General features: G+C 39.3%; 21 protein-coding genes and 1 riboswitch. Of the genes, 16 read left to right on the top strand and 5 right to left on the bottom strand.

The window, feature by feature from the left end; genetic code table 11:
- The first annotated feature begins 239 nt into the window (after positions 1-239).
- The 7 genes from abc-f to ACTWQM_RS11180 all read left to right on the top strand — a co-directional run bounded on the left by abc-f (position 240) and on the right by ACTWQM_RS11180 (position 5,845).
- Positions 240-2,033 (top strand): ribosomal protection-like ABC-F family protein, encoded by a 1,794-nt coding sequence (abc-f, locus tag ACTWQM_RS11210; protein ID WP_443258237.1) that lies wholly within the window; start codon positions 240-242, stop codon positions 2,031-2,033.
- A 44-nt stretch (positions 2,034-2,077) separates the two neighbouring features.
- The gene (locus ACTWQM_RS11205; protein WP_443258236.1) at positions 2,078-2,473 is read left to right on the top strand and encodes a hypothetical protein; all 396 of its coding nucleotides are present in this window, start codon (positions 2,078-2,080) and stop codon (positions 2,471-2,473) included.
- A 16-nt stretch (positions 2,474-2,489) separates the two neighbouring features.
- The gene (locus ACTWQM_RS11200; RefSeq protein ID WP_443258235.1) at positions 2,490-3,359 is read left to right on the top strand and encodes a fructosamine kinase family protein; all 870 of its coding nucleotides are present in this window, start codon (positions 2,490-2,492) and stop codon (positions 3,357-3,359) included.
- 117 nt (positions 3,360-3,476) lie between these two features.
- Complete coding sequence (locus ACTWQM_RS11195) at positions 3,477-3,929, top strand: DUF2269 family protein (RefSeq protein ID WP_443258234.1); 453 nt, start codon at positions 3,477-3,479, stop codon at positions 3,927-3,929.
- 124 nt (positions 3,930-4,053) lie between these two features.
- Positions 4,054-4,596 carry a sigma-70 family RNA polymerase sigma factor gene (locus tag ACTWQM_RS11190; RefSeq protein WP_443258233.1) on the top strand — a complete coding sequence of 181 codons (543 nt, stop codon included), beginning with the start codon at positions 4,054-4,056 and terminating at the stop codon, positions 4,594-4,596.
- A complete protein-coding gene (locus tag ACTWQM_RS11185; protein ID WP_443258232.1) occupies positions 4,586-5,251 on the top strand; it encodes a hypothetical protein in 666 nt (221 codons plus the stop codon). The genes ACTWQM_RS11190 and ACTWQM_RS11185 overlap by 11 nt, the downstream gene beginning before the upstream one ends.
- 48 nt (positions 5,252-5,299) lie before the next feature.
- Positions 5,300-5,845: a hypothetical protein gene (locus ACTWQM_RS11180; protein WP_443258231.1), complete on the top strand. Its 546-nt coding sequence runs from the start codon at positions 5,300-5,302 to the stop codon at positions 5,843-5,845.
- Positions 5,846-5,896: 51 nt separating this feature from the next.
- Here ACTWQM_RS11180 and ACTWQM_RS11175 read toward each other — a convergent pair whose 3' ends face one another.
- The 3 genes from ACTWQM_RS11175 to ACTWQM_RS11165 are packed head-to-tail and all read right to left on the bottom strand — an operon-like array spanning position 5,897 to position 9,458.
- Positions 5,897-7,780, bottom strand: coding sequence for a PTS fructose transporter subunit IIABC (locus ACTWQM_RS11175; RefSeq protein ID WP_443258230.1), 1,884 nt, complete (start codon positions 7,778-7,780; stop codon positions 5,897-5,899).
- Between the two features lie 11 nt (positions 7,781-7,791).
- On the bottom strand, positions 7,792-8,709 hold the full coding sequence (gene pfkB, locus ACTWQM_RS11170; RefSeq protein ID WP_443258229.1) for a 1-phosphofructokinase: 918 nt from the start codon (positions 8,707-8,709) through the stop codon (positions 7,792-7,794).
- Positions 8,706-9,458, bottom strand: coding sequence for a DeoR/GlpR family DNA-binding transcription regulator (locus tag ACTWQM_RS11165; RefSeq protein WP_375051955.1), 753 nt, complete (start codon positions 9,456-9,458; stop codon positions 8,706-8,708). Before ACTWQM_RS11165 ends, pfkB begins: the two co-directional genes overlap by 4 nt.
- Before the next feature lie 186 nt (positions 9,459-9,644).
- On the opposite strand from ACTWQM_RS11165, the gene ACTWQM_RS11160 reads away from it, so the two are divergent.
- Both ACTWQM_RS11160 and ACTWQM_RS11155 read left to right on the top strand, forming a co-directional pair.
- On the top strand, positions 9,645-10,175 hold the full coding sequence (locus ACTWQM_RS11160; protein ID WP_443258228.1) for an HD domain-containing protein: 531 nt from the start codon (positions 9,645-9,647) through the stop codon (positions 10,173-10,175).
- A gap of 188 nt (positions 10,176-10,363) precedes the next feature.
- Complete coding sequence (locus tag ACTWQM_RS11155; RefSeq protein WP_443258227.1) at positions 10,364-10,747, top strand: SRPBCC family protein; 384 nt, start codon at positions 10,364-10,366, stop codon at positions 10,745-10,747.
- 426 nt (positions 10,748-11,173) lie between these two features.
- On the opposite strand, the gene ACTWQM_RS11150 is transcribed toward ACTWQM_RS11155, so the two are convergent.
- A complete protein-coding gene (locus ACTWQM_RS11150) occupies positions 11,174-12,187 on the bottom strand; it encodes a D-alanyl-D-alanine carboxypeptidase family protein (protein ID WP_443258226.1) in 1,014 nt (337 codons plus the stop codon).
- Positions 12,188-12,553: 366 nt separating this feature from the next.
- Here ACTWQM_RS11150 and ACTWQM_RS11145 point away from each other — a divergent pair, with 366 nt between their 5' ends.
- Positions 12,554-13,729 (top strand): MFS transporter, encoded by a 1,176-nt coding sequence (locus tag ACTWQM_RS11145; RefSeq protein ID WP_443258393.1) that lies wholly within the window; start codon positions 12,554-12,556, stop codon positions 13,727-13,729.
- Positions 13,730-13,811: 82 nt separating this feature from the next.
- Here the strand turns inward: ACTWQM_RS11145 and pepT are convergent, their stop codons facing one another.
- The gene (gene pepT, locus ACTWQM_RS11140; protein ID WP_443258225.1) at positions 13,812-15,041 is read right to left on the bottom strand and encodes a peptidase T; all 1,230 of its coding nucleotides are present in this window, start codon (positions 15,039-15,041) and stop codon (positions 13,812-13,814) included.
- Positions 15,042-15,202: 161 nt separating this feature from the next.
- Positions 15,203-15,305: riboswitch (SAM riboswitch) on the top strand.
- A gap of 140 nt (positions 15,306-15,445) precedes the next feature.
- Here pepT and ACTWQM_RS11135 point away from each other — a divergent pair.
- The 6 genes from ACTWQM_RS11135 to ACTWQM_RS11110 all read left to right on the top strand — a co-directional run bounded on the left by ACTWQM_RS11135 (position 15,446) and on the right by ACTWQM_RS11110 (position 22,120).
- Complete coding sequence (locus ACTWQM_RS11135) at positions 15,446-16,168, top strand: phosphoadenylyl-sulfate reductase (protein ID WP_443258224.1); 723 nt, start codon at positions 15,446-15,448, stop codon at positions 16,166-16,168.
- A 128-nt stretch (positions 16,169-16,296) separates the two neighbouring features.
- On the top strand, positions 16,297-18,132 hold the full coding sequence (locus ACTWQM_RS11130; protein WP_443258223.1) for an assimilatory sulfite reductase (NADPH) flavoprotein subunit: 1,836 nt from the start codon (positions 16,297-16,299) through the stop codon (positions 18,130-18,132).
- 33 nt (positions 18,133-18,165) lie between these two features.
- Positions 18,166-19,914: an assimilatory sulfite reductase (NADPH) hemoprotein subunit gene (gene cysI / locus ACTWQM_RS11125; RefSeq protein ID WP_443258222.1), complete on the top strand. Its 1,749-nt coding sequence runs from the start codon at positions 18,166-18,168 to the stop codon at positions 19,912-19,914.
- Positions 19,915-19,939: 25 nt separating this feature from the next.
- Positions 19,940-20,716 carry a uroporphyrinogen-III C-methyltransferase gene (gene cobA, locus ACTWQM_RS11120; protein ID WP_443258221.1) on the top strand — a complete coding sequence of 259 codons (777 nt, stop codon included), beginning with the start codon at positions 19,940-19,942 and terminating at the stop codon, positions 20,714-20,716.
- A gap of 15 nt (positions 20,717-20,731) precedes the next feature.
- Positions 20,732-21,481: a sirohydrochlorin chelatase gene (locus ACTWQM_RS11115; RefSeq protein WP_443258220.1), complete on the top strand. Its 750-nt coding sequence runs from the start codon at positions 20,732-20,734 to the stop codon at positions 21,479-21,481.
- A 30-nt stretch (positions 21,482-21,511) separates the two neighbouring features.
- The gene (locus ACTWQM_RS11110; RefSeq protein ID WP_443258219.1) at positions 21,512-22,120 is read left to right on the top strand and encodes an NAD(P)-binding protein; all 609 of its coding nucleotides are present in this window, start codon (positions 21,512-21,514) and stop codon (positions 22,118-22,120) included.

The raw sequence follows: 22,120 nt of genomic DNA, 5'->3' as shown, positions 1-22,120 counted from the left end.
AGAAAGATTAACCAAAGGAGGACCTACCCGACAATGAAGTAAACCCACGTTTTTTCCAATCAAGTTTGAAAAAATTCAAACGAGCGTTTCTGTCTGAATGAAACGAATGGGATACGTGTGTGTACTTTTTAACGGGTGGCAATCATAATTAAAAATTTTTCCGTGAACCTGTATATCCATATTTCCATCGTAATCATTCACAGGCAGATTCCTGTGTTTTTTACTATGGGGGTATGGATATGTTTGTTTTTAAGGCGAAAGGTCTTAGCAAGGAATGGAACGGCAATATGATTTTTCAGAACATCGATATTGAGCTGCAACAGGGTGAACATGTGGCATTATTTGGTCGGAATGGATCAGGTAAAACATCGCTTCTGAATGGATTGCTCGAAAAAACAGCATTTGACGCGGGGTCTATTCAACGATTTATTCCGTCAGATGATTGGGGTGTGCTTGAACAGGATCCATCTGTTGATTCAAACCTAACGACCCTGGAATTTGTCCAAAGTGCTGCTGGAAAGGTTTATCACCTGAAAAAAGAACTCGAACATGTGCAAACGCAACCCGAAATCAATATGGAAATTTATACAGCAATCTATAATGAATTTATAGGTCTCGATGGATATAGCCTGGACGCTAAGGCAGAATCTGCATTGCATCAAGTTAAACTAACTTCAGAAGTGTGGGGAAGTTCGTATGATCAGTTAAGTGGTGGTCAAAAAACGAGGGCTCAGCTTGCCCGCCTTATTTTGCTAAATCCGGAATGTATTATCATGGATGAACCGACAAATCACTTGGATAAAGAAACGATTGAATGGCTGGAAGAATGGCTTGTGAATTATAAGGGTGCTGTGTTGTTTGTCTCCCACGATCGTTTATTTCTGGACCGTACAGCACATGCAATTTATGAACTGAAGACGGATGAATGTAAACGATATGAGGGAGGTTATTCTGCTTACCGAGAACAAAAAGAAGTTGAGCGACGTACACAGGAATCAACTTATCGTAAGCAAGAACAGAAAAAAGAAGATTTACTAAAGACAATTCGAAACTACCAGCAATGGTTTCAGCAGGCTCATAAAGCAGCAGGACAAAATGACTTCGCGCGTTCAAAAGCAAAGAAAAACATATCACGGTTCAAGGCGAAAGAAAAGGAACTGGAACGACTGGAAAATAATAAAGTGCAGAAACCCCAAGCTGAAAAGAAATTAAATGTAAAGCTGGACGACAGTGCTTTTTCAGGAAAGAGATTGCTGCAAATAGAGAATCTATCTTTTTCCTACAGTACGGAACAGGAGCTTTTTACCAACTTAAACACCTCTATATACAGGGGTGATCGTATTGGAGTGGTTGGTCCGAATGGTTCGGGAAAGTCGACTCTATTAAAGCTTATTACAGGTGCCTTTACTGCCGAGAAGGGTGGTATAAGGCAAAACCCCAAAACGAAAATCGGCTATTTCGCACAAGAGTTGGAAAATCTGGATGAGCAAAAGACGATTCTAGATAGTATGCTTGAATTGCCAGGGATGACGCAAACTGATGCAAGAACGATTCTGGGTTGTTTCTTATTTTCAAGGGAATCTGTTTTTAAGCAAATTTCAACCTTGAGCATGGGAGAGAAATGCCGCATAGCCTTTCTCAATCTTTATTTCAGCAACGCCAATCTGCTGGTATTGGATGAGCCAACAAACTTCCTGGATGTAGATACGAAGGAAGTTATCGAGGATGTTTTACAAGCATATCCGGGAGCACTTGTCATTGTTTCCCACGATCGTTATCTAATTAAAAAGACCTCAAATCGTATTATCGAACTGGGAGATCAGGGAGTGAACGATTATGTTGGAACCTATGACGAATTTCTGGAACACAAAAATAGTGCTACTGAAAGTGATCCGAGCAACGATAATGAAATTCGGGAACTTAAACTTAAACTGACCCAGCTGATGAGTATGGAAGCAGAAGACGAACAGGAAAAAGAGGAAATTCTCTATGAAATTAAAAAAGTTCAGAAAATGCTCCATGATAAAGCGTGATTTCATGATAATATAGTGCTAAAGATAGTTTCAGGAGGATATTAATGTTAAAGAAACTCTATTACACATCGGAAATAATGACCGCAACTATTATTGGCTCTGCTATCATGTTATTATTCTATATCGTTGAAAACATTATGGGAAATGATGTTGCGGTAAACGCACTTATAACAAAATCTATTATTGTGGTAGTACTCTATTTTATCGTTTACTTTATTGCGTTTTTCTTTTTAGTAAATCCGTTTTTTGATTTTTTGAAAGGAAAGCTAAGTTTCCAGCTTACGGCAATCGTTATTCTCATCATCGCAAATCTTATATTATTCGCTGGTTTATATGTAGATACATCCCAGACTCTACTGGAAGTGATTATAGATAATTATCGTTTGTTTTTAGCAACGAATCTATCGATCATTTTCTTTTCCTTCAAAAAATCGTCATAGAAAGTGAGGCATAATAATGAACAAATTCATCGAACAAGCATTACATGCGGCAGGTGACTTTTCAACACTAAAGCAGGTTAAGCAAACATTCGGTGGATCAATTAATGAAAGCTTTTTTCTTGAAACAAATGAACGACAGTATTTTATTAAATATCATACGGATGCGCCGGAACGTTTTTTTGAGCTGGAAACCAAAGGTCTTCGTTTAATCAGGGAAACAAATTCGGTTTCTGTTCCTGAAGTGCTGGCATATTCTGATGAGAAAAAGAATGCGTTTCTTGTTATGGATTGGGTTGAAGGACGAGAGTCACAGGATACAGAAGCAAAGCTAGGTGATCGAATAGCAAAAATGCATCAGACCTTTAACAGTCAGCATGGCTTTCCGGATGATACATTCATTGGTGTACTGCCACAGCCGAATGGACTGTTTTCAAGCTGGCTGGAATATTACCGGGATAGCAGGCTTTCCGCCCAACTAACGCAAGGGATTGAGCAAAACAGTATTACGGGAAATCGACGAATCCGAATGGAAAAATTACTGTTGAATCTGGAAAAGTGGATACCTGATGATGTTGATCCATCTTATTTACATGGTGACTTATGGGGTGGAAATTGGCTTGTAGGTGCAGGTGGCAACCCATATGTGATTGATCCGTCATTCTTGTATGGAGACCGACATTTTGAACTTGCTTTTACGGAACTGTTTGGTGGCTATTCCGGGGATTTTTATCAAGCTTATGTAGAACGTTTTCCTTTAAGGGATGATTATGAGGATGTTAAAGCCTTATATCAACTCTATTATCTGCTTGTTCATTTGAATATTTTTGGGGAGTCGTATGGCCCCAGGGTCGATGCAATTCTGAAACGATATGTGGGGATGTACTAATTTTGGACACAATTTTATTACAAAGTTACTAATAAATGTGTGTAATGTCACAGCCCCTATGTAGGTAAATTTATATGATTGCAATAAACCATGTTTTACTTGCAGGAGGCAATTAAAATGACATTTTATGAGTTGCTTGTTTTTATCCATGTTTTCTCAGCGATACTGGGTATGGGCCCAGGGTTTGTGATGATTTATATTGTGACTAAAGCAACAACAATGACTGAATTGAAGCATGCTTACATAATACGTAACCGACTGCATATCTTTGTAATGGTCGGTGGGACGCTGCTATTGATAACCGGCTTGTTGATGGGGTATCTACAGCCATATTTATTTGCACAAGGCTGGTATGTAACCAGTTTGGTATTGTATTTAATAGCGTTAGGATTTGGCCCTACTGTACTGTTACCAAGGTCCAAGCCTATTAAGGCAATATTAATGGAACACAATGGTGATGAAATTCCAGCTGACTACTTCATACTTTCCAAAAAACTGTTTTTCTTCGAGCGCATTGAAAATGTTATTTTTTTAATAGTAATTGCCTTAATGATATTGAAGCCTTTTTAATGGAGATAAAATGCTTTGCCAAAACAATTGGCAAAGCTATTTATTATTTAAAAGATAAAATGTGGGACCCATTCCACTTTTTAATCGTCTAAAGAAATATTAACTAAAAAGCAGGTGTTAAATTTTGGAGCAAAGGGATAGGGATACCGATATTATAGAAAAATCCAGGGAAGAAATAATATATTATATTATCGATTTTTACGGGGAAGAAATTAAGCGTTTAATTTTCACCTATGTTAAAAACCATGCACAAACGGATGATATTTTTCAAGAGTTTTTAATCAAGACGTATAAAAAATTGTCTGGTTTTAATTCAAATTCCGCCTTGAAAACATGGCTATATCGAATAGCCATTAATACTTGCAAAGATTACTTGCGTTCTCCTATCCACCGATTTTTACAGTATAACGAATCTATGAAATCAATTAAGAAACAAAAATCTGCAGAACAAATATCACTAGAGAAAGAGAGGCAACAAACGATTATTCAGACGATTCTATCGCTCCCTATCAAATATCGCGAAGTAATTACTTTAATGTACTATAAGCATTTAAGTATAAAAGAAATTAGTCAATCGTTAGGAATCAATGAATCAACCGTAAAGACTAGGATCATGCGTGGGAAAAGGAAACTAAGAACAAAGTTGGAGGGCTATGATGTTGAATAAACAGGGTACCAATCTGGAAAAAGAATTTGACAACTATATCGGACCTGCCCCTTTGTTAACAGAGACAGACAAAGAAAAATTTAATGAATGGCTGCAACCTTCAAGCAAATCTAAATGGAAAAAGCATTTAATGCCCAGGTTAACAACAATAATCCTTTTCATAGGATTTGCAGTTTTATTATTTTCAATGATTGATTCACAAGATAATAATCAGATAGAACAATTAACATCAGATTACCCTAGTGATGTAAAAGAAAAAATTGCGGAACTACCGGAAAGTGTTCAAGAAAATATTGTTGTTCCTTCAAAATTACCTTCAGAAAGTTATAATGTTCAATTTACGTATATAAGCGAACCAATGAATGACCCAAACGGCAGAATTGTTCAGACAAGTTTTTTATATATCGGTGACAATCCGAGTTATCATCTTATACTCACAACTTGGTATGGTAATGCCATTACTAAAAACAGTAAGACATATGATAAGGTAACATTAGATAATGGAGTTGTGGCAAAAATTACAGGGGAAAATGCCTTGAAATGGAAAAATGACAAGGGGCATCTCCATGAGTTATCTATAATGGAGTCTCCTGATGCTTCTGAGTCCCATTTTTCTATAGAAGATATAATAAATATTGCAAACTCAATCCAATAAAATCCATGCGAACCGTTATGTCTTAAAAATGAAAGAGGTGACTAAAGCATGTATATTGTAATTGGTATTTCTCTCATAGTCCTTATAATACTTTTAGTAGTAATTGATAAGTTTGCGACTTTTTCGGAGTTTATGAGCAGCTTTAAAAAGGGAACATTTCCAAAGCTTATTATCGGGCTTTCTATTGCTGCTGTACTATCTATTTCATATGGTATTTATCATGAAATTACGTATCAGCCACCTTACCTTGATATTCAAGTGAATGGCAGTAATCATACGGTGTTTGGAGATATCGGAGAAATTGGCTATTATGCTGATAGTCTGGTAACTGAAGACCAGGAATCTAACATTCATTTAGTTTCTTGGGATAACTTAAATTTAAAGAACGATAGCAGAATTACCGTTAAATATCCATCTGGTAAAGAGGAAACTTGGAATCCGTCCGTATCTTTAGTAGAAGGTACATCCCAGAATTTGAAAGATGAATATGAAATCGAAGAAATTTATGAGCTTGAACCTTATTCCTTTAGTGAATCCGGTGAGGTTAGTTTAACGATCGGTGATGACCAGGAATTTTTAATCGATGTAAAGTAATTAAATAGTCAAAGCGCACCCAAGACGAAATGGATGCGCTTTGGTTTTTATTTATGCTGTTTTTCCTACGTTCTTTTTTAGTAAGCCGGCAAGTAATGCTGTTACTACTGTTCCTATAATAATGGCCGCTAGATATAATAGAACTTTACTAACTCCACCATCGACAAGGCCGATTACAAATAACCCACCGTGTGGTGCACGTAAGGCGATATCGAACATCATTGTCAGGGCGCCAGTTACTGCGGATCCTGCAACGATTGAGGGAATAACACGTGCAGGGTCAGCTGCTGCAAATGGAATAACACCTTCTGTGATAAAGGATGCACCTAGAGCGTATGCTGTTTTTCCTGCTTCACGTTCTGTTTTTGTGAACCTATTTTTAAATAATGTTGTTGCAAGTGCCATCCCTAGAGGAGGTACCATGCCGGCAGCCATAACAGTGGCAATAAACGTATAGTTTTGTGCATCTAGCATAGCAATGCCGAATGTGTACGCAGCTTTGTTAACTGGTCCACCCATATCGAATGCCATCATAGCACCTAAAATAAGTCCGAGCAGGATTTGGTTAGACCCACCCATACCTTCTAAAAATGATGATAGTCCTGTATATACTTTTGTTAATGGCGGGTTAATTGTCATCATGATCAACCCAGTTATTGCGATACTGAATAACGGATAGAATAAGACTGGTTTTAAACCTTCCAGTGATTCCGGTAATCCTGCAAATGCCTTCTTAATTAGTAATGTTACATAACCTGCTAGGAAACCTGCAATCAAACCACCAAGAAATCCAGAGCCACCACCAGCACCTTCAGCGCCTGTGACAGTTGTGGCTATTAGCCCACCAACCATACCTGGAGCAAACCCTGGCCGGTCAGCAATGCTGGATGCAATAAAGCCAGCTAACACAGGTACCATTAAGTAGAATGCTTTTCCACCACCGATGGTACTTAGCATACTAGCAAACTCGTTATCCGATTCGATACCCCAGAAAAATGAAATGGCTATTAAAATACCACCACCAACAACAAATGGAAGCATGTTGGAAACACCATTCATCAAGTGCTTATAGAAACCGCTACGTCCTTCTTTTTCACTACTTCCTGAATCTGACTTTTCAGCATGATATATAGGTGCGTCGTTATTTACTGCACGCTCTAATAAGTCAGTTGCTTCATGAATTGCCTTTCCAACACCGGTCTCAATAACCGGCTTTCCATCGAAACGCTCCATTTCAACTTTTGTGTCGGCAGCAACAATAATGGTGTCGGCTTCTTCAATCTCTTTATTTGTCAGGCGATTTTTTACGCCGCCAGACCCATTTGTCTCTACTTTAATGGAAATGCCCATTTCTTTGGCTGTTTCTGACAGTTTCTCTGCTGCCATATACGTGTGCGCAATACCTGTTGGACAAGCTGTTACAGCGAGAATTTTTTGTGATGCTTCTGCCTGTTTTGCTGGCTCTTCTTCAGCATCCACCTCTGCTTCTTTATCAGTTACGGCTTGTAGAACTTCTTCTTTTGTCGTTGCATCAAGAATCTTCTTACGGAATTTTTCGTCCATTAAAAAGGTTGATAAGCGGGATAGGGCTTCCAAATGATCGTTATTTGCTCCTTCACTTGCAGCGATCATAAAAAATAAATGTGCTGGCTGGCCATCAAGTGATTCATAATCAATACCACCAGGAGATCGACCAAATGCAATTGCAGGATTTTTTACTGCACTGGATTTGGCATGTGGAATGGCAATACCTTCACCAATTCCTGTAGTGCTTTGTGATTCCCGTTCCAGAATTCCTTTTGTAAAGGCATCTTTGTCATTTAAATTACCTGCTTGATCAAGCTGTCCAATTAATTCCGTAAGTACTTCCTGCTTGGAACCTGCCTCTAAATCAAGAATAATCGTTTCCTTTTTTAACAGTTCTGTAATTTTCATATTTTCACATCCTATTCATTGAATGAGTTAATTTTTACTTGGCTCACCAGGGATTCGACATCTTCTTTCGTGCATAAATCTGTCTTGAATGCCGTCGCACTCCCGCTTGCTACCCCATAACGAAATGCTTCTTGGGGATCGTTGGTTTCTATAAAAGATGAAATAAAACCAGATACTAATGAGTCACCGGAACCTACCGTATTAACGACACTTCCCTTAGGAGCTATAGCTTCAAGTGCAAGTTCTTTTGTGACAAGTATTGCGCCATCACCACCTAACGAGACAATGACATTTTGTACGCCTCTATCTGCAAGTTTTTTTGCATAATAGAAGGCATCCTGCTTGCTTGAAATACTTGTATCAAATAAGCCTCCAAGTTCTTGCTGATTTGGTTTGATTAGAAAAGGCTTTGTCTGTATTAAATCTTTTAAAGCTGGACCAGATGTGTCGAGTACAAAGCGGGCACCTTTTTCATCACATATTTTTGAGATTGCTTGGTAAAATGATTGCGGTACTGAATCGGGAAGGCTCCCCGCTAATATAAACCAATCGTTTTGCTGTAACGGTTGTATTTTGTTTAGTAATTCTTGCTGCTGCTCCTGGTTAATGGTTGGTCCTGGTCCGTTTAACTCTGTTTCCTGGTCGGACTTCACTTTGACATTAATCCGGGTGATTTCATGTGTATCGACAAACGCTGTCTCGATACCTTCCTGATGTAAAAATTGTTTAATATAATCACCGGTAAATCCACCTGCGAATCCTAATGCTACACTTTTTACCTGAAGTCTCTGCAAAACTCTGGATACATTAATTCCTTTTCCACCCGGATAATAGTAAACCTCGCTTGAACGATTTAATTTCCCTGGTTTAAACGCTGGAAGGTATGTTGTGTAATCAATTGATGGTGTAATTGTGCATGTGTAGATCATGATGAAAGCCCCTTTACGGTGGTGATTTTTGCCAGTTTAGCTAAATCTTCTTCATTAATGTTACTTGTGATGATCTCCGCATCCTGCAGTTCGCATATTTTAGCAAAACTTACTTTATTATGCTTTGAGTGGTCTGCTAACACATACGCGTTTTTTGCGAGTGTAAAGGCAGTATGTTTAATACTTGCTTCTTCTGGGTCTGGTGTTGTATATCCATAATCTTCGTGGAAGCCATTTACGCCTAAAAAGCATTTATCAAATCGGTAACTTTTTAGTGATTGTATAGTTTGTGGTCCAATTAGTGCACTGGTTTTTACTTTTATAAATCCTCCAGTTAAATACGTTTGGATTCCATGTTCAATTAATGAATCAAGGTGTGTAAGTCCGTTTGTAACAACGACTACTTCTTTATCTTGCAAAAATGGAATTAATTGCAGTGTCGTTGTCCCTGCATCAAGAAAAATACAATCTCCTTTTTTCACTAGTGAAGCAGCATATTTGGCAATAGTTATTTTTTCCTGAAGGTTTTTGGCTGATTTTTCCGATATACTGTATTCCTGTAGTTTCCGTTCACTTAAAGTAGCTCCGCCATGGATGCGCTCCAGTTTATCTAATTTTTCCAGATCGGTTAGATCGCGGCGTATTGTCGATTGAGAAGCTGAAGTTGCGTCAGAAATGTCCTGGATTGTGATAGTTTGTTTCTCTTTTAATAAATTTAAAATAATTTCATGGCGTTCGGTAGTCAGCATCTATTCACCACCTAATATTTTGATACTTTTAGTATAAAGGAAACGTTTTCATAATTCAATCATAAAAATTCAAAAACAATCAAAAGTAATCATTTTTTTAATAGTATGCTGTCACATGTTTAAAAATTCCATAAATCGGTTATTATCAATTAAAGTATATTATTTTAAAAGAAAGGAGGACTTCAAATGCGCAATGTATCTTTAGAAGATATTTTCTTACACCCGATCACCCAAAAAAGCCTCGAGCATTCAGGTACTGCACATGCGATTGCTGTTGCAGAATATGCTTATATGTTTGCCAAAAGATATGATGTTAATCCAGACCATGCAACAAAGGCAGCACTCTTACATGATATTGGACATTATACGTGGTATCGTGATGGGAAATGGGATTATGAGCTATACAAGGAAAGTGATATTCATGCAATAAAAGGGGCAAGTCGTGCACATAAACTGCTCGTCCGTATTGGAGAAGATCGTCATGTGGCAAAAGAAATTGCCGTCGCGATTCTGTTGCATACAGATTCGTATTTACCAAATGGTGAGCTGGAATTAAAACCATTACAAAAAGTTGTTGCACTTGCCGACGAAGCTGATGAAGAAATTAATGGTAATCATCACTATAAAACGATTGAAGATCATGTAGCCTTGGAACGGATTCGAGCGCTTGATACGCGAATTGACAATGGAGAAAAATCCACGCATGGAATAGTTTAACCTCTTAGAAAAACTTCTCTCTTTTCACTCCCCTTGATATTTCATAATTATATATATTTTTGAACCGCTTTCACTGGTATAATATAGAAGAAAGGGGTTTTTTGAAATGAAAAAATGGCCAGAGGAAAATTGAAATTAACGCACCTATCGAACAAGTCTGGAAACTGTTAGATGGTACGTTGGAAGATATGCAAAAAGTAATGCCAAATGTTATTGCAAATGAACCAGTTAAGGTCACGGATGAGGGAGTGGGCAGTATCCATCGTCAAAAATATCAGGAAGGTAAACGTGTAGAAGAGTACGATGTGGAGACATTACTTTACCAAAATAAGCCTGATTATAAAGAGGTAAAAGTTGGTTTTATACTAGCTAATATGTTTGACATCACTGCTTACTATGAACTGAAAAAGTTAGATGATAATAAAACTTATTTTCGTTATGAAACAACAAACCAGCCAATAAAGTGGTTCATGAAACTATTGATTAAGCTAGCCATTAGCAACAAAGTAGTTGTGAAGTTTGTGAACCGTGTGAAACAGGTAGCTGAAGATGAAAGCAGCGTTAATACATAAAGATGTAAGAAGTGAATCATCAAAAGATAATCGTATACTTATTTAGTGGACGTTCCGTTATTTCTAGGCAGTTAAGAAAGTGAAAATCCTTTCTTACTGCATGAGTGTGGCACCCGCCCAAAGTCTTGGCGAATGCCAAGTTTTCTAATTTTTGCGGCTGAATAGCTGAATTCGCTGAAGTTGTCACACATTCGGCTGAAGTTTGGAATGATTCGGCTCAAGTTGTCACAAAATCGGCTCAAGTTCACAAATTCCACGCTCAAGTTCACAATTACAAATCACACCACGACAAAATTAGATATGCATCCACGAAAGAAAACGCTTGAGTTCTGGGGCCGTGAACATCATAATAATGATTGTTCTTTGTGAAATAGCGTACCTGATGTCCGCTAAAGTAAATTTAGCATTCATCGTGCTAATTTAACTCTATTTCACCCCGAGGTATTCTTCCAAGGTTAGCCCTTTTTGCATTATCTCCTCGGCGGCATCTTGACCAACATAGCGTAAATGCCATGGTTCATACTGATATTTGGTGATTTCTTTCTTTTCTTTAGGGTACCGAATGATAAAACCGTACTCTGCAGCATGCTGTTGTACCCATTTTCCTTCGTCCGTTTCACCAAATTCGACTGTTAATTTATATCCAATATCGGGACTAGTTATATCCATTGTTAAACCAGATTGGTGCTCACTTTCTCCAGGCCTTGCACTAAAGGTATTGGCAGCTTCTTCGCCGTGCTGTGCAACGTTTGAGGCAAATATGGCATCCTGTCTATCATAAGATCGATATCCTGATTGGGCGAATAAATCAATCCCGGCATCATCTCCTGCCTGAAACATTTCTTCTAGCGCACCTGCTGCAACCTCTCGCATTTGCATTTTAGGCAGAGATTCAGTGAAAGGGAATCGCACATCTGGTTTTACTAGATTACGAGGAACAAAATTTGCAGGTAATGCATGTTTCTTGTTTACTAGTGTTAGAATTTCATGCGGATTGCTGATGGTACTCTTATCATTATCTGGTTTTGCCAGTCCCGCTGCTGGTTCTACCGATAATTCGTTTTCAATCGCATTACTTAGAGCCTCTTTTGTAGCTTTATTATAAATCCCTGAGACAGCCATGCCTTCCTGTTGCATTTGAAAATCTGTAACTGCCCAGGTTGTCATAGCATTAAACTCACCATCAACGGTTAGTGAGTAGCCTACTTTATTTAGAATTTCCTGCAGGGACTGAACGGATTCACCTTGGTCTGTTTTATGCAAAGTCGTCTCTGGCAGCGTTACATCTTCCTCTGGTTGTTCTTTCATATCCTGACCATCTTTTTCACTAGTTGGTGCTGAGTTGGAATCTTGGTCTTTAGGTTCTTGATTGTTGCATGCAACTGCTAGAAATAATAGTGCCATCAGTACAAAAGCGACTGATAATTCTTTTTTGAGCATTCATGTTCTCTCCCTGGTTATCTCTCTACCTACTAATCGTACATTAACCTGAATAAGTGTCATTGATAGAGGAATATATTTTTTAATTTCTTAAATGCCTCTTTTCGAGCTTCTTGTTCGATTGTAGTATTGAAATCATAGTTTTTCTTTAATCCATTAAATATCATAACACTTGATGTTTTTGGCCGTCTACATGAATTGGTTTTTCCATCATTGTATGAATATTGCTTTATTATTAGAGTACGTCTATTTTACAAGATTTGCGAAACAGCTTTGATTAAAGGCTCTGGGGAAAAACACAATTATTTCGCCTCTCTCATAGTTATATTGAAGTGAATATGACTGGAGGGAACAGGTGTGACTACTATGACAAGCATGCCAAAGCATGTTGAACCCAATTATAATTTGATAACATTTTTACTTTTTTGGTGTGCATTGATTGTTGTCTCAAGTGTGTATGTGACGACTCCTCTTATTGGTGTGTTTGCAAAGGAGTTTCAAGTGACCCAGACAACCGCTGCCTGGACGGGAAGTATATTTTCATTGTTTTATGCGGTGGGGTTTTTAGTTTTGGGTCCATTAGCTGATCGTTATGGACGAAAACAAATGATTGCATTCGGTTTGGGTGTTCTTTCATTGGTTACCTTTGCGGTCGGGTTCACGAACCATCTCCTGTGGCTAATAATACTTAGAGGATTACAAGGGTTTATCTCAGCTGCATTTGCTCCAGCTGCCTTAGCTTACGTGTTTGATGTATATCCAAAACGTAAGCTAGTTACAACAATTGGTTTTACTAGCTTTGGATTTTTGACAGCGGGAATCTTCGGGCAGGTAGTAGCAGGATTTATTGATCAAACGTTTGATTGGCATTTTGTTTTTATATTATTTGGAGGATTATACCTAGTTAGTTTGCTTGCAGTTGCTAAAATACTGCCAACAACCAAAAGCGAAAATACTTCTATTAGTATGGCTTATCACATCGAGCAAGTGAAAAAGATCTTTGCTCAAAAAAACTTCCGTTTATGCTATGTAATTACGATCATGTTACTGCTGACTTTTATTGGTATGTATACTGTACTTGGTGATTATTTGAAAAATGCACCGTTTTATCTTGGGGATAGAGATATTCTCTATGTTCGGGCTGCAGGACTAGCTGGAATGATTCTTTCGCCATTCACCGGATTTTTGGCAAAGAAGTTAGGACTTTTGCTGATTTTAAGAGTGGGTTTAGCAGTTTCGGTAGGCGGATTAGTAATGTTAGGGGTAGACACTAATTTACCAGTAATCATTTGTATGAGTGTAGTTTATGTAGCCGGTATTTCACTAACATTTCCAGCAATTATGACGTTAATTGGTGAATGGAGTGGAAACATCAGGGCAATTGCTGCATCAATATATACGTTTATATTATTTATTGGAGCATCCCTTGGGCCGATAGTTGCCAGTGGTTTAATGCTAACGGGGAGTTACTTTATAACCTTTGGAGTTTTGGCTTTATTGTTATCGGGTGGACTGGTTGCTTCGTTTTTTATTCGCAGTTAACGTGTAAAATTCCTCGATAAGTAGGGCCATATAAGATTATAAAGCTGGATTCATTGTGTCTGAATCCAGCATTGTTTAGATATTATTTTAATTCAAATAATCTAGTGATTTCAACAATCACGTTTGTTGCTTTCTCCATGTTATCGACTGAAATATATTCAAATTTCCCGTGGTAGTTTTCACCGCCAGTGAAGATGTTTGGTGTCGGCAAGCCCATATAGGAAAGCTGTGATCCATCTGTGCCGCCGCGAACTGGTTTTACAAGGGGATCAATGTTCAAATTTATCATAGCTTCATAGGCAATATCAACAATTTCTTTTACAGGCTCAATTTTTTCGCGCATGTTGTAATATTGATCAGCCATTTCCAGTTCTGCACAATTTTCGCCATAGTCTTCGTTAATGTCATTCGTAAATTTACGCATTGTTTCTTTTCTGGATTTAAAATTATCTTTGTCAAAATCACGAATGATATAAGTTACAACAGTTTTCTCGACATCACCATGAACGGAAATTAAGTGGTAAAAGCCTTCGTACTTTTCTGTATGCTCAGGTGATTCGTGTTGGGGGAATTTGCTGATGAATTCCGCTGCCAATTTTCCGGCATTAACCATTTTATTCTTAGAAGTTCCAGGGTGCACACTGTTGCCTTTAAAGGTAACTCTGGCAGCTGCAGCGTTAAAGCTCTCATACTGTAATTCTCCCAATGGGCCACCATCGACGGTATATGCATATGGAGCATTAAATCGTTCCACATCAAACTTGTTAGGGCCGCGTCCGATTTCTTCGTCAGGTGTAAAGGCAACACGTATGTCTCCATGTTTAATCTCTGGGTGATTGATTAAGTAATCCATCGCAGTCATAATCTCAGTTATTCCTGCTTTATTATCTGCACCAAGCAAGGTTGTCCCGTCTGTAGTGATCAGGGTGTGACCCTTGTAGCCTGGGAGCTCGGGGAAATCTTTAGCAGTTAAAGCAACTCCTAAATCTTTGTTCAATGTAAGGTCGTTCCCATCAAAGTTTTCCACAACTTTTGGATTCACACCTTTGCCGGTGAAATCAGTAGCAGTATCCAGATGCGCCAGGAATCCAATTGCGGGTACTACTTTATCTGAATTTGATGGCAGTGTCGCCATTACATATGCGTTGTCATCGACTGTTACATCAGTCATACCAATTGTCTTCAGCTCATCTACTAGTAAGTTAGCAAGTTGAAATTGACCTGGTGTAGACGGGGTATCTTTATTGCTTTCATCAGACTGTGTATCAATCTTCACATATCTAGTTAGGCGTTCGATTAGATCTTTTTTCATATATACATCATCTCCTATATAGCTTTATTAATTTTAGCATAAAACATCATGCGGCAGTAGTCAGAATTTAGTATTAATAATATTTTTCTGAAATTTATGTTGACTTTTTATTCTTTACGGCATAGAATAATCATCAACAATTTCATAAAAATTATCAATTTTTCTTATCTAGAGAGGTGGAGGGAAAGGCCCTAGGAAACCTCGGCAACAGGTTTAATAAATACTGTGCCAACTCCTACAGACTATAGGTCTGGAAGATAAGAAGAGCTAACAACTAGTATATTAGTGAAGCCCTCTTCTTATTTTTTGATAAGAAGGGGGTTTTTTGATGCTGTTATCTGTCCAATTCCAATATAAGCTTTTTGATTTCATGTAAAAAATAATTTTTGGTGGAGGGATAAAGTTTGAATAACAATTTAGTTACCTATAGTGATTTCAATGGAGCCCCGTTTGAAGATTGGCTTCCGACTGACGACACTAAAGGAGCATCCAGTATTATCGATTGGGCCTATGATTCATTTGGAAACTCTCTCGTGTACGCTTGTAGTTTTGGTGCTGAAGGTATTGTTTTAATTGATTTAATTTCAAAAGTAAAAGAGGATGCAGAGATTGTCTTTCTTGATACGGGGATACATTTTCAGGAAACATACGATCTTATTGAAAAGGTAAAGAAAAGGTATCCCTCGCTGCGCATTCATTTAAAAAAACCAAAATTGACGTTAGATGAGCAAGCAGAACAACATGGATCGGCACTCTGGAAACGCGAGCCCAACCAATGTTGTTACATTAGAAAGATAAAGCCGCTTGAAGAAGCGTTAAGTGGGGTTCCAGCTTGGATCTCTGGTCTACGAAGAGAACAATCAGCAAGTCGTAAGGAAACAGATTTTATTAATAAGGACGAGAAATTTAAATCTATCAAGGTATGCCCTCTAATTCATTGGACCTGGGAAGACGTTTGGGATTATATCCGACTAAACGACTTGGATTACAATGAATTACATGATCAGGGATATCCGAGTATCGGTTGTATTCCATGTACATTTTCTGTAAGTGACTCCGACGATACACGAGCAGGTAGGTGGGTAGGATTTAATAAAACAGAGTGTGGCATTCATGGTTCTGACTAATAACACTGATATCAAGTAGGCCTGGGTCAGATGATGATTTTGGAGGTCCAGAGCTATTTTTCAGAAAACAAGGCATGACAAAAATACCAATAAATTAAAAAACCATTCTTTTGTGAGGTGAATATTTTTTGCAATTACAGGTGAAAAACAGCCCATTTAATCAAGAACAAATAGAGTCTCTAAATCGCCTTTTGCCTACATTAACGGAAGCACAAAAAGCGTGGCTTAGTGGTTATATGATGGCTTCTGGACCAACTGAGTCTCAGCTGGCTGATGGTGGTGCTGATAAGAATCAACTAGGTGTCAAAGTATCATCTGAAGTGGGTCGGGCCACTTCAAGAGAAATAACGGTTCTTTTTGGATCTGAAACCGGAAATGGGCAACAACTTGCTGAGGAATTGAAGCAGAAGTTAGAAGATGATGGCCATAGGGTGACTCTCTCATCAATGGATGATTTCAAGCCTAAGGAACTAAAAAAAGTCCAAGATTTATTGATTGTGACGGCTACTCACGGAGAAGGGGATCCACCTGATAATGCCATATCTTTCAATGAATTCATAAATAGTAGAAAAGCACCTAAATTGCCAGGTCTGCGTTTTTCGGTACTTTCATTGGGAGACCAGTCCTACGAGTTCTTCTGTCAGACTGGGCAGGATCTTGATAAAAGACTGGAGGAATTAGGTGGTGAGCGGATTTACCCGCGAGTAGATTGTGATGTTGACTTTGACGATGATGCTTCAGAGTGGATAGAAGGTGTCTTACGATCGTTGCGTGATACACTTGAGGCCCAATCGGCTACTCAAACAGCCTTAACTGAAGCAGGGACAGAAGTGAAGGCGTCGTCTTATTCAAGAACAAATCCTTTTAAAGCTGAGATCTTGGATAATTTACAGCTAAATGCACGTGGGTCGAACAAAGAAACCCGCCACCTTGAATTATCGCTTGAGGGATCGGATCTGGCGTTTGAACCGGGTGATAGTCTTGGCATCTTCCCTGAAAATGATGTTGAACTGGTGGATCAGATCATCAAGACAATGAATTGGAACCATGAAGAAAGTGTACCAATAAACAAACATGGTGAAATGCTCTCTGTCCGCAATGCTTTACTTCATAATTACGAGATTACTAGATTGACAAAGCCATTACTTGAGCAAGCAGCAAAACTTTTCGGAAACAAAGAATTAAGTGAACTTATTGCTCAAGAGGAAAAACGAAAAGCTTATCTCGATGGACGCGATTTGCTTGATTTAGTTAAAGATTTCCCAACAGGGGAAGTATCGCCTGGTGAATTTATCCAAATTCTCCGTAAGATACCCGCTCGCCTCTACTCCATATCGAGTAGCTTTAAAGCGAATCCTGATGAGGTGCATCTCACCATCGGAACGGTAAGATACCAGACACACGGGCGTGACCGTACCGGGGTATGCTCTGGTCAGTGTGCAGAACGTATGGAGGCAGGAGGGTTGTTACCGGTTTATATTCACCAAAACCCGAATTTTAAATTTCCTGCCGACCAACATGCGCCTGTAATCATGATTGGTCCTGGAACAGGTGTCGCTCCATTCAGGTCTTTTCTTGAAGAACGGGAGGAATTAGGTGTTGAAGGGAAAACATGGCTATTCTTTGGCGAACAGCACTTTTCCACTGACTTTCTTTATCAGGTTGAATGGCAAAAATGGCTAAGAGAAGGGGTGTTGTCCAAGATGGACGTTGCCTTCTCCCGTGATACTGCTGAAAAGGTTTATGTACAACACCGCATGCTTGAAAATAGCCGGAATCTCTATCAATGGCTTGAAGAAGGGGCTAGCGTCTACGTTTGTGGTGATGAGAAACACATGGCACATGACGTTCATACTGCCTTTTTAACAATCATCGAACAAGAGGGTGGCATGACTAGTGAGGAAGCGGAAGAATATCTTGCCGAAATGCGTCAGCAGAAACGTTATCAGCGTGATGTTTATTAGAGAATTAGGATAGAAAGATGAAAGGAGCTTAACATGGTAAACAAAAGAATCCCAGGTAAAGAAAATAAACCAAGCGACCTTGAACGGATAAAGCAGGAGAGTAACTATCTTCGCGGAACAATAGAGGAGGGGTTGGATGATCAAATTACCGCTGCTATTTCTGATGATGATAATAAACTGCTAAAGTTCCACGGAAGCTACCAGCAGGATGACCGGGATTTACGAGATGAACGGCGTCATCGAAAGCTGGAACCAGCTTACCAATTTATGATACGCACACGTATGCCAGGTGGAGTCGCTACGCCAGAGCAATGGTTAGTCATGGATGATCTTGCCAAGAGACACGGTAATGGGACGCTGAAACTAACAACCAGGCAGACATTCCAAATGCATGGAATTTTGAAGTGGAATTTAAAGCAAACAATGCAGGAGATTAATAAAACACTTCTGGATACACTGGCCGCATGTGGCGATGTAAACAGGAATGTTATGTGCAACTCGAATCCATACCAATCAGAGGTTCATGCAGAGGTTTACGGGTGGGCTGACAAACTCAGTAATTATCTTAAGCCAAAAACGAATGCCTATCATGAGATCTGGCTTGATGAGGAAAAGGTTGTTGACAGTCGTGACCCAGAAGAAATTGAACCTATGTACGGAGCGTTTTATTTGCCGAGAAAGTTTAAAATTGGCATAGCTGTTCCTCCAACAAACGATGTGGATGTTTACTCTCAGGATCTGGGATTCATCGCAATTATAGAAGATGGACAATTGCAGGGATTCAATGTTGCAGTTGGTGGTGGCATGGGTTCGACACATGGTGACACAAACACATATCCACAGGTGGGACGCATCATCGGGTTTTGTCCGACAGAAAAGGTCATTGAAGTTTCCGAAAAGGTAATAATGATTCAGCGCGATTATGGTAATCGTTCAAACAGAAAAAACGCACGCTTCAAGTATACGGTTGATTCTTTGGGGCTCGATTGGATCACAAGTGAATTGAATAATAGATTAGGCTGGGATCTTGAAGAGGCGCGCACCTTTAACTTCGACCATAATGGTGACCGTTACGGCTGGGTGAAGGGTGACGGTAAGTGGCACCTGAATCTATTTATACAAAATGGAAGAGTTGCCGATTTCGATGACTATTCGCTTAAGACGGGTTTAAGAGAAATCGCTAAAATCCATACAGGCGATTTCCGACTTACCCCGAATCAAAATCTGATCATTGCGAATGTAACAAGCAAGAAAAAGAAGGAAATTAAAGAATTAGTCGAAAAGTATGGAATGACTGCAGGTGAAAATCATTCTGCATTACGGATGAATTCCATGGCTTGTGTAGCTTTTCCAACTTGCGCGCTGGCTATGGCCGAGTCTGAACGCTATCTTCCATCCCTGATAGATAAAATCGAGGTAATCCTGGATGAAGCTGGACTAAGCGAAAAGGAAATTGTCGTTCGTATGTCAGGGTGTCCAAATGGATGTTCACGTCCGGCATTGGCCGAAATTGCCTTTATCGGCAAAGGCCCTGGCAAATATAATATGTATCTCGGTGGTGGCTTCACTGGGGATCGCTTGAATAGTCTATACCGTGAGAATATCGCGGAGAAAGAAATACTAGAGACACTTCGCCCAATTCTGATTGAGTACGGGAAGGAACGACAGGACGGTGAGCACTTCGGTGATTTTGTGATTCGAGCCGGGTATGTCGAAGAGGTTCGTTCTGGACTGGATTTCCATTCAGCCAAAACCGATTTGTTCGAAAAAGCTAGGAAATAAATAGTATACGGAAGAGGTGAGTGCATTGAGTAAAGTTTATTTGGTAGGAGCTGGTCCCGGGGATCCAGACTTAATTACAGTAAAAGGGCTCAAAGCCATCCAGAAATCAGACGTTATCTTATACGATCGTCTAATCAATGAAGAGTTGTTGAGTCACGCTCCTGAGCATGCGGAATTAATTTATTGCGGGAAGGGTCCTAAACAGCACTCACTAACACAGGATAAGATCAACAATCTGCTGTGCACTTTTTCAAGCCAGGGTAAAGTTGTCACGAGGTTGAAAGGGGGCGATCCATTTATATTTGGCAGGGGCGGTGAAGAGGCTGAGGTACTAGTACAAAGAGAGACCCCTTTTGAAATCGTTCCAGGTATTACTTCCGGCTCAGCCGCTCCTGCCTATGCAGGCATTCCACTTACCCATCGAAATTACAGTTCATCGGTGGCGTTCGTATCAGGAGTAACTAAAAGTGGTGAAGAACTTGATAAATACTGGGAACACTTAGCTAAAGGAGTGGATACCTTGTGTGTTTACATGGGAGTTAAAAATCTTCCGGATATTTGTAATCAGCTTATCCGTCACGGTCGCAATCCGAGTACCCCAATTGCTCTTGTACATTGGGGCACGACAGACAGCCAGCAAACAATTACTGGGACTTTAGAAACCATAGTAGAGAATTCTTGCAACATAAAGAATCCGTCTATGATTATAATCGGAGAAGTTGTTCAACTAAGAGAAAAACTTCAGTGGTTTGAACAACTCAATATTAAGGGAGAAACAAAAAAACACGCAAATGTTGGATGATTTAGGAGGGTGACCATGCAAGGTATTTTATATGTAAGTCACGGCAGCAGAGTTCCAGAAGCAACTGCTGAGGCCGTTTCCTTTATTTCCTCTGTACAAGAAATAGTGGATATTTCTCTCCAGGAAATTTGCTTTTTGGAGTTAGCTGAACCAAACGTCAAACAAGGAATTGATAGTTTAATGGATCAAGGTGCTACGCGTATTTCAGTAGTACCTGTTCTGCTTTTAAGTGCTGGGCATTATTTCAATGATATTCCAGAAGAAATAAACCGGGCAAAGGTAAGGCATTCCCATATCACCTTTACTTATGGCAAGCCTTTAGGTATGCAGGACCGCTTCATTGAAATTTTGGCAGAACGAATAAAACAGACGAATGTACCAGCTGTTTCAGACGCGAAGCTATTGCTCGTTGGAAGGGGGAGCAGAAACCCTGAAACCAAAAAGGTAATAGAAGATATTGGGCAAAAACTACAAGTAAAGACAAACTTCAATTCTGTTAATGTTTGCTTTCTAGCTGCCTGTGACCCTTCTTTTGAACAAATGCTTCAAACCTCTTTAAAAGAAAATCATTCGCAAATCTTTATTGTTCCTTACCTTTGGTTTACGGGTATATTGATGAATTATATAAGAGATAAGGTAAATGAATTAGAGACGTATAAGGAAGTTGTGCAATGTCAGCAGCTTGGTGACCATCAAATTATGAAAGAGGCATTGAAGGAACGTGTCTATGAATCTATTGCCAACACAGAACAAGTTTCCAGTTAGAAGTTACTACAATAACAAGGAGTGCGAAAAATGGCGATCACACCACTCATGGTTGACCTAGAAGGGAAAAAGGTAGTTATTGTCGGTGGCGGAAAAGTGGCTTGCCGGAGAGTTGACACACTGAAAGAGAGTGGTGCTTCGATAACGATAATAAGCCCCGAAATTGAAGCGGGAATCCATTCGCTATGGGACGCAGCAAGGGTGAACTGGCAGCAAAAGGAATTCGAGCCTGACGATCTAGAGGGAGCTTTCTTAGTAATAGTTGCCACTAATAATCCCGCCGTTAACCAGGCGGTAGTTAAGTCTTCCCCTCCTAATTCCCTGTTAAATGTAACGTCAGATGCCTCCCAAGGGAATATACACTTCCCTTCTAATATTAAGCGTGGGGAACTGTCAGTGAGTATATCAACTAATGGAGCAAGTCCTCTGCTTTCAGCTAAAATAAAACAACAGCTGGAAACTATCTTTGATGATAGATACATTGATTATGTGGATTTTCTTTATGAAAGTCGTCAACTAATTAAGCACACTACACTCACAAAAACAGAAAGGCGATCATTATTGAAGGAATTATTATCTGATGATTTTCTGGACGGTAAGAAACAACAGCAAACTATCGATTGGCTAAGGAGCTTATAA

The organism is Virgibacillus sp. L01, assembly GCF_052246775.1.
In the GTDB taxonomy this organism is placed as follows: Bacteria; Bacillota; Bacilli; order Bacillales; family Amphibacillaceae; genus Lentibacillus.
The sequence above is the reverse complement of the archived record's forward strand: the minus strand, read 5'-3'. Positions and strand labels throughout refer to the sequence as shown.

Bases quoted from the DNA above. Each gene is read 5' to 3' on its own strand.
- abc-f (WP_443258237.1), top strand. From the start codon at position 240: ATGTTTGTTTTTAAGGCGAAAGGTCTTAGCAAGGAATGGAACGGCAAT.
- ACTWQM_RS11205 (WP_443258236.1), top strand. From the start codon at position 2,078: ATGTTAAAGAAACTCTATTACACATCGGAAATAATGACCGCAACTATT.
- ACTWQM_RS11200 (WP_443258235.1), top strand. From the start codon at position 2,490: ATGAACAAATTCATCGAACAAGCATTACATGCGGCAGGTGACTTTTCA.
- ACTWQM_RS11195 (WP_443258234.1), top strand. From the start codon at position 3,477: ATGACATTTTATGAGTTGCTTGTTTTTATCCATGTTTTCTCAGCGATA.
- ACTWQM_RS11185 (WP_443258232.1), top strand. From the start codon at position 4,586: ATGTTGAATAAACAGGGTACCAATCTGGAAAAAGAATTTGACAACTAT.
- ACTWQM_RS11180 (WP_443258231.1), top strand. From the start codon at position 5,300: ATGTATATTGTAATTGGTATTTCTCTCATAGTCCTTATAATACTTTTA.
- ACTWQM_RS11175 (WP_443258230.1), bottom strand. From the start codon at position 7,780: ATGAAAATTACAGAACTGTTAAAAAAGGAAACGATTATTCTTGATTTA.
- pfkB (WP_443258229.1), bottom strand. From the start codon at position 8,709: ATGATCTACACATGCACAATTACACCATCAATTGATTACACAACATAC.
- ACTWQM_RS11165 (WP_375051955.1), bottom strand. From the start codon at position 9,458: ATGCTGACTACCGAACGCCATGAAATTATTTTAAATTTATTAAAAGAG.
- ACTWQM_RS11160 (WP_443258228.1), top strand. From the start codon at position 9,645: ATGCGCAATGTATCTTTAGAAGATATTTTCTTACACCCGATCACCCAA.
- ACTWQM_RS11155 (WP_443258227.1), top strand. From the start codon at position 10,364: ATGCAAAAAGTAATGCCAAATGTTATTGCAAATGAACCAGTTAAGGTC.
- ACTWQM_RS11150 (WP_443258226.1), bottom strand. From the start codon at position 12,187: ATGCTCAAAAAAGAATTATCAGTCGCTTTTGTACTGATGGCACTATTA.
- ACTWQM_RS11145 (WP_443258393.1), top strand. From the start codon at position 12,554: ATGACAAGCATGCCAAAGCATGTTGAACCCAATTATAATTTGATAACA.
- pepT (WP_443258225.1), bottom strand. From the start codon at position 15,041: ATGAAAAAAGATCTAATCGAACGCCTAACTAGATATGTGAAGATTGAT.
- cysI (WP_443258222.1), top strand. From the start codon at position 18,166: ATGGTAAACAAAAGAATCCCAGGTAAAGAAAATAAACCAAGCGACCTT.
- ACTWQM_RS11115 (WP_443258220.1), top strand. From the start codon at position 20,732: ATGCAAGGTATTTTATATGTAAGTCACGGCAGCAGAGTTCCAGAAGCA.
- ACTWQM_RS11110 (WP_443258219.1), top strand. From the start codon at position 21,512: ATGGCGATCACACCACTCATGGTTGACCTAGAAGGGAAAAAGGTAGTT.